Here is a 12,790-nt window from a genome sequence, read left to right on the forward strand (position 1 = left end):
AAGGGGACGGACTATGAATGCCTTACGCTTCGTGCCGCTGCTGGCCGTCGCCGTTCTGGCCGCGTTCGTGAAGCCGGTGCCGGCGGCGGCGGATACCGTTCCGTTCGCGTCGTACAGCGTCGACGAGCAAGGCGCGGTCATCAACCTGAATCCGGCCTACTTGCCCGTGCGCCTGCTCGGGAACGATCTGCCTCTCAAGGCGGACGGCAGGCCGGACACGTTCAAAAATCCCGAGGACGTGTTCGTGGACGGGCAGGACCGGATCTATATCGCCGATCGCGGTAACGACCGGATCGTCCAGCTCGACGAGAACGGCGCCTTCAGCCGATATATCGGGCATTTGCCGGGCAAAGGCAAGCTGAAGGCGCCAGAAGGCGTGTTCGTCGACCGTACGGGCTCGATCTATGTGGCGGATACCGGCAATTCCCGGATTGTCCGCTACTCGCCGGAGGGCGAGCCGCTGCGGGATTATACGGCGCCGGATTCCGCTTATTTGCCCAAGGATTACCGGTTCGTTCCTTCCAAGCTCGTCGTGGACAGCAGGGACAATCTGTACGTCGTCTCGAAGGGCTCTTATCAGGGGATGCTGCAATTGGGACAAAACAACGAGTTTTTAAGCTTCTACGGCAAAAACCGGGTCAAGCTGAGCCCGGTGGATCGGCTCCAGCGGCTGTTTTATACGAAGGAGCAGCGGGAGAGGCTGTCCGACGTGCTGCCTGGCTCCATCACGAACGTGACGATCAATGCGCAAGGTTTTTTGTACACGACGACGATGTCGATTGACACCGAGCAGATCAAAAAGCTGAATTACGCCGGACAGAATATTTTGCCCGAGAAGGAGTTTTTCGTGCCGAGACCCTCGAAGAGCGGTCCGGCCGTCACTTCGTATATGTTCCGCGACGTCGCCGTCGGCGCGCAGGGGATGATTACCGCCATCGACGCGAAAACGAATACGATCTTGCAATACGACGCCCAAGGCAAATTGCTGTATACGTTCGAAGGGGAGGACGACCGGGTGCTGCGCATCGGCAAGCTGAAATCGCCCTCCGGTCTGGCGCTGACGTCCGAGGGGGACCTGCTCGTCACCGACAATACGACCAATCTCGTGCATCTGCTGCGCCCGACACCGTTCTCGAAGCTGGTGCTGGAAGCGACTTCCTTGTATGCGGAAGGGAAATACGAGCAGAGCGAGGAGCCGTGGAATCGCGTGCTGCAGCTGAACGAATCGTACAGCCGCGCGCATCTCGGGCTCGCCAAGCTATCCTTCAAGAGAGGCGACTGGGACGTCAGCATGGCCGAATACAAGCAGGCGCTGGACGGTCAAGGATATTCGGACGCATTCTGGCAAGTTCGGATGCTCTGGCTCCAAAAGCGGTTTACGCTCATAGCCGTGTCGCTAGTGTCGCTGGCCGCCGCATGGTGGCTTGTCCGACGCGCGCTCGCGCGGCGCCTGCCCGTTGCTGCGGCGAGCGAGGGCGCCCGCCTTCCGGGTCTTTCCCGCTTCGGCGTCGCGTCCGTCGGGCGGGAAGCGGTCCGATTCGGCAGCGTCCTGAAGCGTCCCTTGGCCGTATTCGAGGAGCTGCGGGACGGCAAAACCGGCAGCTGGACGTTCGGCTTCCTCGTCCTGGCGGGCATCCTGCTTTCCAGGCTGGGGGAGGCCTGGTTTACCGGGTTCGTGTTTCACCCGGTTCCGGCTCATCTGGCGGACCCGCTTCGCATCGGAGCCGTGCTGCTCGTTCCTTTGCTGAGCTGGGTCTTGTGCAACTATCTGGTCAGCACGCTTTACCGCGGGGAAGGGACGTTCAAGGACGTATTCGTGGGCACGATGTATGCGCTAGCCCCCTATGCGCTGTTTACGCTGCCGCTGGCGCTGTTCTCCAACGGTCTGACCGCCAGCGAAGGCGTGATTTACCATTTCGTGCAAAAGGCGGTGCTCGTATGGACGGCGCTGCTGCTGATTTTCAAGGTGCAGCTTATTCACAACTACGACGTGAAGGAAACGGCCGTCAATGTGCTGCTTACGCTGGCCACGATTGTCGTGCTTTGGTTCGCCATTTTCGTACACGTCACGCTCAGCTTCGATTTGCGGGATTTCGTCGCCAAGCTGTGGGAGGAGTTGATTTATCGTGGCTGAACGGTATCAAGCCATTCGCTTTGCGGCGAGAACGGCCGGACTGCTCCTGCTGGCGTGCTGCTTCATTGCGCTGGCCGGCTGCGGCATCGCCACGGTCAAGCGCGCCGACGGTCCGGAGTTCGTTCCTCCGCAGGGAGAGCCGTTGACAGGCGGGGCCGTGCTGGAGAACGAGCGGCTGAAGCTCGCGGTCGAAGGGGAGAACGGGACGATCACCGTGACGGACAAACGGAACGGGCACGTATGGCAAGGGGCGGCGAGCAAGGAGCAAGCGGCGGCGCAGGAGGTTGCCGGCGACTACAAAGGCCACGTCCAGTCGCCCTTTATCGTGGAATATCAGGAGGTCGGGGCCAAAGCCAATACGTTCAAACGGGGCAATGTCCAGTCCGAGCGGCCGGAGGTGCGCCTGTATCGGAATGGCGAGCGGATCGAGGTCGCCTTCAATCTGAGGAACGGCGACTTGCGGTTTTCCTTCCTTCTCGGACTGTCCGGCTCCAGCCTCGTTGTCGATATCCCCGGGGAGCGCATTCGCGACAACCCCAAGACGGCCGTATTGAAAAGCATTATGCCTTATCCGTTCCTCGGGGCGGTATGGGGCAAAACCAAGTCCGGCTACATGCTCGTTCCGAGCGGTCCCGGTTATCTGATCGATTTCTACGACCGCAATTATCCGTACGACAGCGCCTTCAACGAGATCGTCTACGGAGAGGACCTGGGGGTCAATCTTGGCTCCGGAAGCCCGATGCCGGTACTGTATCCGGTGTTCGGCATCAAGCAGGACGACAACGCGTTCCTGGCCGTGCTGGACCGGGGCGGCGAATACGGCAAGCTGTCGGCCACGCCGAGCGGGCTGAATACGCCGTTCAACTGGGCGGCCGCAGAGTTTCTGTACTTGCCGGACGATTATTTGAAGAACGCCTATTCGACGCAGGCGAAGCAGTTTATCGACGACTATATGAAGAGAGAGGACCGGCGGATGGTCTATTCGTTCCTCGCCGGGGAGGACGCCGACTATGTCGGCATGGCGAAAGCGTACCGCACCTATTTGATGGAAACCGGCGGGGCCAAGAAGCTGACGCCGACCGGAAAGGAAGACCCGTTCACGATTACGGTATATCAGGCGAACGAGGAGTCCGGCATGCTGGGACGCAAGGCGGTCCCCGTCACGACCTTTGAGGAGGCGAGGCGTATCGTTCGGACGCTTTACGACAAGGGCGTTCGCTCTATGAACGTGGCCTTGAGAGGGTGGAACAACGGCGGCGAATTCCCGGGCGGCTGGCCGAAGCGCCTGCCGCCGGAGCCGAGCCTGGGCAAGCCCGAAGAACTGAAGGCGCTGTCGGATTATGCGGAGGCGATCGGTGCGCCTCTGCTGCTGTACGACAACTACTTCGACGCCACGGGGCGGAACGCCGGCTTCCGCCCGAGAGAGGATGCGCTGCGCAATCTGCGCACGGGCGTCGTCGAAGCGAAGATAGGGTCGTTCCGGCAGTACCGGCTGCGTTCCGAAGCGTCGCTCGGGTATTTGCGCGATGCGCTCCCCGCCTACGGAGAATGGGGCATATCCGGTCTCGTGCTGACCGCGTACCGCGGGAAGACGGTGAACTCCGATTTCAACAAGAGCGGCGTCTCCACGCGCGGACAAGCGATCGCCGCGCAGCAGCAGATGCTCGATGCGATCGGCGGGGAGCTGGGCCGCGCGGGCATTCAGACGGCGTACGCTTATGCGGTCGGTCACGCGCAGCTTATGCAAGGCTTCCAGATCGGCCCCGGCTATGACGTCTTCGCCGGCAAGACGGTTCCTTTTTATCCGATGGCCGTTCACGGGCTGGCCGGCTACTCCGGCAAGGAGGCGAACCTGCACCCCGACCCGCAGGCGGATCGTCTCCGGCAGATCGAATACGGGGCGATTCCGGCCTATATCGTGACGCAAGCTCCGGCCTCCGACCTGCAATATACGAGCGTCCGCTCAACGCTCGTCAGCTCGCGGTTCGATATTTGGCAGGACGAGATCGTGCGCGAGTATGCCAAATACCGCGATTCGATCGGCTCGGCCATGCATTTGTTCATCGAGAATCACCGGCAGCTCGCCGAGGGCGTGTACGCGACGACGTACGAGGACGGCCGGCAGGTTGTCGTCAACTATTCGGACCGGCCGTACCGGTACGCCTCCGTCGACGTTCCGGCGCGCGACTATGCGGTGGTCGCCGCCGGCTCTGCAGAGGGGAGGGGACCGCGATGATGCCCGTCAGGCGCAAGCGTCTCAGGCTGGATACCCGCAAAGCGTTGGAAGGGTATATGTTCATGTCCGTATGGATAGTCGGGTTTCTGGTGTTTATGGCGTTCCCGCTCGTCTATTCTTTCGTCATCAGCTTCTATAAGGTGAATTTTCTCGGCTCGGAAATTCGCATGGACTTTGTCGGGCTGCGCAACTTCCAGTACGCTTTCCTGAAGGACGAGAAGTTTCCGACGCTGCTTCCGCTGTATATGAAGCAGACCGTGCTGATTTTGTTCGTGATCGTCCTGTTCGCTCTGATCGTGGCTATACTGGTCAGTCAGAAATTTCCCGGACGCGCCATCTACAGGGTCATTTTCTTCCTTCCCGTCGTGCTGTCCAGCAACAGCATTCTGAACCGTCTTGAAGCAAGCGGAGGAGGCAAGCTGGCGATCCTGGAGCAGTTCGACGTCGCCGGCTGGCTGACGATTTATTTATCCGCCGGGCTTGCGGAGCCATTAATCGGCGTGCTCAACAACTTCGTGCTCATTCTATGGTACTCGGGCGTACAGGTGCTGATCTTCGTAGGGGGTATACAGACGATATCCTCCTCGGTGTACGAGGCGGCCCGAATCGACGGCGCTACGCCGTGGGAAAGCTTCTGGAAAATTACGCTGCCGGGGCTTGCGCCGTTCATTATGCTCAATCTGATCTATACGACGGTGGACCAGTTCACGTCGCCGTTCAGCGATTTGCTGACCTATATCGCCCAGGTGCGGACGAATCCGATTATGGGCTTCGGCTACTCGAGCGCGCTCGGCTGGATTTTTTTCGCTTTCGTGCTTGTGTGGATCGGGTTCATGCTGCTCGTCGGGAAGCGTTTTGCGTTCGACCGGGCCGAATAACGGAAAGGGGGAACACGAATGATCGTCGACAAGGCCGAGCTGATGCAGACGGTGAGGCGGCACGGAGGCGGCGAGCCGTCGATCGGCCGCACCGTCGGCAAGCGCGCGAAGCTGCTGCTTCTAGGGCGCGACATCCGCGAAGGGCTCATATACAAATTTTTTCTGTATTGGATTTTGACCAACGTCGCGGTGCTGTATATGCGGCCTTTCCTGTACATGGTCAGCACGATGTTCAAGAGCAAGACCGATCTGATCGACCCGACGGTGCAATGGATTCCGATCGAATGGGATGCGTCCAACGTATGGTTCGGTCTCGAATTTATGAAATATGCGCTGACCGGTCTGCACTCCTTGACGATCGCGGGCGGAGCGGCGGTGCTCCAGGTGCTGTCCTGCTCCCTGACCGGCTACGCGCTGGCCCGGCTCCGTTTTCCGCTGCGGGGGCTATGGTTTTTCCTCGTGCTGCTGACGTTTCTCATTCCGCCGCAAACGATTCTGATCCCGCTCTATATGCTGTATCAAAAATTGGAAATGCTGCGCACGCCGCTGCCGTTTCTCGTACCGGCACTGTTCGGGCAAGGGCTGAAGGGCGCCTTGTTCGTCATCATCTTCCGCCAGTTTTTCCGCACGCTGCCGAAGGAGCTGGAAGAGGCGGCCCGCATCGACGGGGCAAGCGCCCTTCGCCTGTTCGTCAAAGTCATGCTTCCGCTGGCGCGGCCGGCGATCTTGGTCGTCTTCCTCTTCTCGTTCGTCTGGCACTGGAACGATACGTATCTGCCTTCGCTGTTTCTGGGCAAAGAATACGCGACGCTGCCGCTCCAGCTCGACAATTTGCAGTCGGCGATGGGGGACGTGCCGGGTTATGTGGATACGAACATTACGGAGCAGGTATACATGGCGGCTTCGTTCTGGTTCGTGGCCCCTCCGCTGCTGCTGTATTTGATCGCCCAGAAGTGGTTCGTGCAGGGCGTGGAGCGGACCGGAATCGTCGAATAGTCGAATAGTCGAATATCCGGCGGGGAACGGGCCGGTCTCCCAACCGCTTTCCGGATTAGCGTTTTTTCGTCTCCGGCCGATGCTCATATAAACCGAAGACGCGTCCAACCTGCCGCATAGCGGGAATGGATGCGTCTTTTCGGCGTTTCCCGGTCCAGCGTGAAATGGCCGGACTTCGTAGAAACGTTCATCAGTTGCTCGCGGCTGGACGTCGTCGAAAGCTCGCAAAACGGCTGATAAAAACCTAAGGCGTCACGGTCGTGTCCATCCTCGCCATCCTGTTCGTCGCGTAGTTCCGATGGGCTCGAATGTGGTAAAATAATGAAGTGTGATGGTCGGAAGCATCCGAAAGGGGAACCGAAATGAAGACGGTATACCGGGGAGAGCGTTTTTTTCGCGATGGCGAGCCGTTTGCCATAGTACGTTTCTCCGAAGCGAGCATGGCGAACCGCGTGTTTCATTCCCACGATTTCGTGGAAATTTGCTATGTGTGCGAGGGCGGCGGCTATCATGCGGTGGAGGATCGGGAATACCGGGTGGGCAAAGGCGACCTGTTCCTGATCAATTACGACATCGCCCATGCCTTCTACCGCGGGGAGGAGGATGGGGAGCTGGTGACGTACAATTTGCTGTTCGAGCCCGGTTTTCTCGACGACAGCCTGCTGCCCTTTCACGATTTCTCCAGCCTGGCCATGTCTTATTTGTTCCGCAGCGTATGGGACGACGAACCGCTACGCGCCGATTTGCGGCTGACCTACGAGGAGCAGCGTGAATTCGAGACGCTCATCGGCAAAATCATGCAGGAATATACGAACCGGCCGGTCGGCTGCCAGGCGGTCATCCGCGCCCTCATGATCGAGCTTATCGTGAAAATCATGCGCGGCTTCCAGCGCAAAAGCGCTTCCGATCCCGAGCAGCGGCGCAATGCCTCGGTCATCGAGGCCGCGGTACGGCATCTCGACGATCGTTATTATGAAACGATCAGCCTTGGCGAGCTTGCGCGGAGGGCATTTCTCAGTAAAAATTATTTTGCCAGCCTCTTCAAGGAAACGACCGGCATCTCCGTCTATCAATACGTCCAGCACGCGCGCATCGAGCAGGCGTGCAGACTGATGGGGGAGACGGACAGGTCGCTAGGCGGCATCGCGCTGGAGGTGGGCTTCTCCGACTACAAGGCGTTTTATTCGGCTTTCCGCAAGCAAAAAGGCGTGTCGCCTCACGTATATCGAAGCGGCGACGTCTGACGTTCTCAGGTTCGCGCAATGCAACCGGGTCACCCCGGACGATTATGATAAGGAGAGATGAGAGACCATGATTATCGAAACGAAAATAATCGAGAAACCTTCCTTCAGCGCCGTCGGCATTACGGAAACGATTCGCTTCGACACCAGTTTGCCGCCGTCGGAAAATGCCATTGCCGAGCTGTGGGGCCGATTTGGCAAGCGCATCCCGGAAATTACGGATCAGCTCGGCTGGCGCAGCTTCGGACTTATGCTGCAAAACCCCGATAATCCGCCCGGCGCTCCGTTCGAATATACGGCTGCGGTGCAAGTCCGGCAGGAAGGTCAAGTCCCCGAAGGCATGACGCGAATCGAAGTACCGGCCGCGCGCTATATCGTGCTGACTCTTCGCGGTCCGTTGGACGGGATTAGCGACGGCTTCAAGCATTTTTGGGGACATTGGCTGCCGAACAGCCCGTACGAATACGATGGCGGTACGCACACCGGAAAATATGAGTTCGAGTTTTACGACCAGCGCTACACGAACCCGAATGATCCGATCTCCGAAATCGACCTGTATTTCCCCATCCGTGCGAAATAAGCTTATGATGGAGCATGGCGGGCAGCCGAAACGAACGATGAAGGTATGGATGTAGGAGGAGAAGCGTTGGATATCCAAAAAAATAAGGGGGCCAAGGACCGATTCGGACAAGCGGCGGCTTCCGTAATCATAGGCTTCGCCGCCCCGCTGGTGCTTATCGCGGGAATATTGACTCAAAGCGTTCTGGCGATCGTGTCCGGCCCGATCAGTCTTTGCGGATTCATTCTCGGCATAATGGCAAGAAGATCAAGGTCGGTTCGATTCGCCGCCAATGCGGGCATGTTTCTAAACGCTACTCTGTTGGCGTGTTACGTATTTATCGTAGTCATGTACTTCGTGACGAGAAACGCAAGCCCGCTTTGATTCTTTTGAGCGATCTGCTGCGTTATGCGGCGTTTCGACTGCGGCAGCAATCGTGTGCTTATCGGTCGACGATGCCGGGGTTGGCGGACATGACCGCTTCGGCGGTTTCCAGCAGCCCGGGCAGAAATCGGAGGCTTTCTTCCGCGCGTATCAGGATATCGCTTGCGGAACGGATTCCCAGATCGGCGATGACGGCGTCGAAGGCCGGAGCGAAGGCGGGCTGCAATTCCGGGGCGTCCGCGGTCAATATTTTGTGGCAGCGGGCGAAGGTAGCGACGATCCAGAACATTGCTTCGCGGTGGAAGCCGGTATGGATGAGTTCGCGACTGCCTTCGATGGCAATCGGGCGTGCCGCCGGGGTGATGTCCGAGCTGAAGAAGAAGGGGGTCCTCGCATTGGCTGCCGCGGTGTCGAATAACAGGGCGAGTTCGTCGAGATGATGCTCGACGCACGGAGGAGTCATAGTGTCGCAGCCGAGCAAATGCAGCAGCTTCGGATAAAAGTCGGCGTGTCCGTGCCCCTGAAGCGCTTCGCGAGCGGCAATGTACCGGAGCCGAATCGTGGGGTTGCGGAGCGCCGCGACCAGGATGACGTGCGCGGATACGCCGGTCGGGAACAGCCATGCCGTGACCTGGTCGCATAGCGGCGCGGAGCTGTCGATGGAGCGCAGACCATTCGAAATTTTTTGCAGGGCGTTCTCGCATCGGCGGCGTACCCAGACTTTTTCGGCAAAGTGTCGAGAAACATGTATTTGCATGCCGCGCAGTTGTCCGGTAGGGTCCGCGAAGATCGTATCCTCGCGGAAGCTTCCGGCCAAATGATAGGACGTCAAAACTTCCTCCTTCGAGGCGAGTTGACTCCAGCTTGCGTTCGTGACCTCCAACAAAGTATCGCGGTACACGAACTTCCCGAGCTTGAGCGGGAGCTCGGCCCGTTCGTTGACGACAACGAGATCGAGATCGGAGGCCACGGGCATCTCCGCGTCATCGGGCTTCCCCACCGTGGAGCCGCTGAAATACGCCCCCATGAATCCTTCCTCCCGGCTGGCATACCGTTCGACCCACTCGAAAGCCGCCATTCGTGCAGACCCGATTTTCATGAGTAATCCTCCTTTGTACAAACTATTTATCGCCGACCGATGTCCGTTCGCGCTCCCATCGGATAACCCTTATTATAGTTTATCTCGGAAATAATGGCAGCAGTCTTGTCGACAACACCGGTTTTCGGTATCCTTATAGCAGCAGGCGGGTTCGCGGCAATTCGCAAACATGAGGCGAGGTAGCGCAATGCACAAAAAAGTGGTTCGGAAAAACTCTCAATTCCGCGTAGACGAAATGGTCAATGCGCTTCGGCGCGAAATCGGGACGGGCGAGCTGGGCGTCGGCACTCATCTGCCTTCGGAAAGCGATCTGGAGAAGCGGTTCAAGCTCGGCAACAATTCGGTACGCAAAGGGCTCGAGCAGCTGGTGGAGGAAGGGTTGATCCAGAAAATCCCCCGCGTAGGGAATCGGGTGATCGGGGTTCCGTCTGCGGAGCATACGGTCATCAAGCTCGGCATATACAATACGACCGACCGCGAGACCGAGCTGTCCGGTCTGCTCGAGACGTTCCACGCTCGGCATCCGAATATCCGGGTGCAAACCGTCATGATTCCGACCAACGCGTATACCGGGTTCATACAGCAGCATATGGCGGAGGGCTCGCTGGACGCGGCTTTTATCAACAATAACACGTATCGGCAATTTAGCGGGAGCATGAAGACGGAGCTGCTGGAGCCGCTGAAATCGGTTCCCGACTATTATCCGTTTACGACCGAGCCGTTTCGGATGGACGGGCAGCTGCTCGTCCGGCCGCTTATATTCTCGCCCCTCATTCTGTGCTACAACCGGGACCATATGCGGGAGCAGAACATTCCGGAGCCGGCGGAGGGCTGGACATGGGACGATTTGATCGGACTTGCGGGCAAGCTGTCCGTCGAGAACGAGCGGTTCGGGTTCTGCTTCCATTTGCTGTCCCGCAACCGCTGGCCGGTCTTTTTGCTGCAGAGCGGCATCGATTTTACGCCGGACGAGCAAGGCCTCTTTCATTTGCCGGAGGATAGGCTGACCGAATGCTTGTCGGTATGCCGGGAACTGATAGGACAGCCGAACGTATTTCCGACGATGCTGTCGGGGCTGGACGGTACGACCGTGGAATGGTTTATGGACGGTAAAGTTTCGATGATCATGACGACCTATTTTGCGTTGAACCAGCTGAAGCGGGCCGGTTTCGCGTACGATTTGGCTCCGCTGCCCACGGTCCGCGAAAACCGCAATTTGCTCAACATTATCGGACTGATCGTCAATCGGAAGTCGCGGAACAAAGAAGCCGCCGCGCTGTTGGCCGATTTCCTGGGTTCGTACGAAGCGCAGCTCGCCATACGCAGGCAAACGCTGAGCATACCCGCACATAGAGAGGCGGCCGAATGGCAAGGGGAGGCGGCCGTTCCGCAGCCTTCCCATTTCCGGATGTTCCGGGAGATGATCCCGTCATTCCGGTTAATCGAGCATTTGCCACTCGACAGCCGGGAGCTGCTCGCGCTGCAGAAGGAGCTGGAGCTCTATTTGACCGGATTGCAGGACGGCACGACCATGTGCAGGCGAATGGAGCAAGCTTTGTATGAAACGAATCGCATAGGCTCATAACGTTGGCAACGTCCGTTAGGCCGGTATTCGGGGAGTGATTTCCCGGATGCCGGCTTTTTCCATTTGTCCTCGAAAATTTTAAGACAATTTAAAGACGACAAAAATCGAGTCCAAGTAGATTGACTGCGCTTTCAAAAAGGCGTATGTTGAATATAGGGTTAGTATAGGGTTAACGGCGATGCTGACCCTCGAGCAAGCGAGGTTTCGGCAAAGGAGGATAGGGGCCCGTTGAACGGGCGTTTCGGGTGGAGGACACCGATGTAACGTGGAGAGGGAGAAGCTGGACGGTATGAAGAAACAATCATTAGGGGGAGACGGGAATATGAAGACAAGGATGAAGATCGGTCTGGCGTCGTCGATGGCAGTGCTGCTGCTCGCGACCGCTTGCGGCGGCGCGAAGAAGGATGGAGCGGCCGAAGGCGGCGCACAGGTTGCGGAGAAGCCGAAAGAGCCGTATACGATGAAGATTTTGGCCGCCGGGGTGAAGGCGGAGGAGTTCGACGAACGTTTCCGCGAGATGCTGAAGAAAAAATTTCCGCACATTACCGTGGAATATTTTGCGGGTGGCAAAGGCTCTACGATCAACGACCTGATCGCATCGGGCAACACGCCGGACCTGATCCGGACCGATGTGCCCACGCTCGTGAGCGGCTATATCGATCTGGGCTTGGGCTACGATTTGAACGAATTCGTCAAGAAGGCGAAGTACGACGTGAACCGGTTCAACAAAGTGTTTATCGACGAAATTCTTGATGTAGGTCGGACCGGGGCGCTGTACGGCTTGCCGGTTCCGCCCTATTTTCCGCAGGCGCTGTATTACAACAAGGACTTGTTCGACAAATTCGGGGTTGCGTATCCGAAGAACGGCATGACATGGGATGAACTGTACGACCTGGCCAAGAAAATGACCCGGGTGGACGGCGGCACCGTATACCGCGGCTTCAGCTCGCATCCGACCAATTTGCTGCGCGACAATCCTTACTCGCTGCCGATTCTCGATCCGAAAGAGGATAAGCTGGCCGATCCGGCTCGATGGACGGTGTTGTTCAACAATTTGAAGCGTTTCTACGAAATCCCGAACAATACGATCGAGAGTACGGCCGCGCTCGACAGTCAAGCGTTCGCCAAAGGGAACGTCGCCATGATGACGAACCAGCACAGCGTCTATCTGGTGCTGCCGCCCGAATTGAACTGGGATCTTGTGTCGTATCCGATTATGGAAGGCGCGCCGAAGCTGATGCCGCAGCGGGGACCGGCCTACTGGTCGATCACGAGCACGAGCAAGCATAAGGAAGACGCCTTCGAGATGATCATGGCGATGCTGTCCGACGAGGTGCAGATGGAGGACTCCAAGAAAGGGATCACGACGACGCTGAGCAACACGGAGATCCAGAAGGCGCTGGGCAAAGGACATCCGGTATACGGCAAAAAGAATATGGAAGCGATCAACGTATATCCGCCTATCCCTTATACGCAGAAACGCCAAGCCGGGCTGACCGATATTCCGGGCGTAACGCAGCAAAACCTGCTTAGCCAAAGCTTCATGGATGTCGCCCAAGGCAAGACGGACGTCAACTCCGCGCTGCGCGATCTGGACGAGAAGCTGAAGGCGGAAGTCGCCAAGCAGAAGGCCAAATAAGTGCAGCCGATGCGAAAAGAACGCAGCGGACAATGAAGG

10 protein-coding genes are annotated in these 12,790 nt (G+C 58.1%); 9 read left to right on the top strand and 1 reads right to left on the bottom strand.

Annotated features, from left to right (window positions below; all coding sequences use genetic code 11):
• Positions 1–13: 13 nt before the first annotated feature.
• The 7 genes from FE784_RS10570 to FE784_RS10600 all read left to right on the top strand — a co-directional run bounded on the left by FE784_RS10570 (position 14) and on the right by FE784_RS10600 (position 8,428).
• Positions 14–2,134 carry a YIP1 family protein gene (locus tag FE784_RS10570; protein WP_139602168.1) on the top strand — a complete coding sequence of 707 codons (2,121 nt, stop codon included), beginning with the start codon at positions 14–16 and terminating at the stop codon, positions 2,132–2,134.
• A complete protein-coding gene (locus FE784_RS10575) occupies positions 2,127–4,370 on the top strand; it encodes a DUF5696 domain-containing protein (protein WP_139602169.1) in 2,244 nt (747 codons plus the stop codon). Before FE784_RS10570 ends, FE784_RS10575 begins: the two co-directional genes overlap by 8 nt.
• Positions 4,367–5,248: a carbohydrate ABC transporter permease gene (locus FE784_RS10580; RefSeq protein WP_246131975.1), complete on the top strand. Its 882-nt coding sequence runs from the start codon at positions 4,367–4,369 to the stop codon at positions 5,246–5,248. The genes FE784_RS10575 and FE784_RS10580 overlap by 4 nt, the downstream gene beginning before the upstream one ends.
• 18 nt (positions 5,249–5,266) lie before the next feature.
• Positions 5,267–6,244 carry a carbohydrate ABC transporter permease gene (locus FE784_RS10585; protein WP_139602170.1) on the top strand — a complete coding sequence of 326 codons (978 nt, stop codon included), beginning with the start codon at positions 5,267–5,269 and terminating at the stop codon, positions 6,242–6,244.
• Positions 6,245–6,606: 362 nt separating this feature from the next.
• Positions 6,607–7,488 carry an AraC family transcriptional regulator gene (locus FE784_RS10590; protein ID WP_139602171.1) on the top strand — a complete coding sequence of 294 codons (882 nt, stop codon included), beginning with the start codon at positions 6,607–6,609 and terminating at the stop codon, positions 7,486–7,488.
• Between the two features lie 67 nt (positions 7,489–7,555).
• Entirely contained in the window at positions 7,556–8,065 is a 510-nt protein-coding gene (locus FE784_RS10595) for a GyrI-like domain-containing protein (RefSeq protein WP_139602172.1), read from the top strand.
• A gap of 66 nt (positions 8,066–8,131) precedes the next feature.
• On the top strand, positions 8,132–8,428 hold the full coding sequence (locus FE784_RS10600) for a hypothetical protein (protein WP_139602173.1): 297 nt from the start codon (positions 8,132–8,134) through the stop codon (positions 8,426–8,428).
• Positions 8,429–8,486: 58 nt separating this feature from the next.
• Here the strand turns inward: FE784_RS10600 and FE784_RS10605 are convergent, their stop codons facing one another.
• The gene (locus FE784_RS10605; protein WP_139602174.1) at positions 8,487–9,527 is read right to left on the bottom strand and encodes a hypothetical protein; all 1,041 of its coding nucleotides are present in this window, start codon (positions 9,525–9,527) and stop codon (positions 8,487–8,489) included.
• A gap of 187 nt (positions 9,528–9,714) precedes the next feature.
• On the opposite strand from FE784_RS10605, the gene FE784_RS10610 reads away from it, so the two are divergent.
• Together FE784_RS10610 and FE784_RS10615 are read left to right on the top strand one after the other, a co-directional pair.
• Positions 9,715–11,112: an extracellular solute-binding protein gene (locus tag FE784_RS10610; protein ID WP_176706107.1), complete on the top strand. Its 1,398-nt coding sequence runs from the start codon at positions 9,715–9,717 to the stop codon at positions 11,110–11,112.
• 322 nt (positions 11,113–11,434) lie between these two features.
• Complete coding sequence (locus tag FE784_RS10615; RefSeq protein ID WP_176706108.1) at positions 11,435–12,751, top strand: ABC transporter substrate-binding protein; 1,317 nt, start codon at positions 11,435–11,437, stop codon at positions 12,749–12,751.
• Positions 12,752–12,790: the final 39 nt, after the last annotated feature.

Origin of the sequence: Paenibacillus hemerocallicola, assembly GCF_006265175.1 — a bacterium.
In the GTDB taxonomy this organism is placed as follows: Bacteria; Bacillota; Bacilli; order Paenibacillales; family NBRC-103111; genus Paenibacillus_AB; species Paenibacillus_AB hemerocallicola.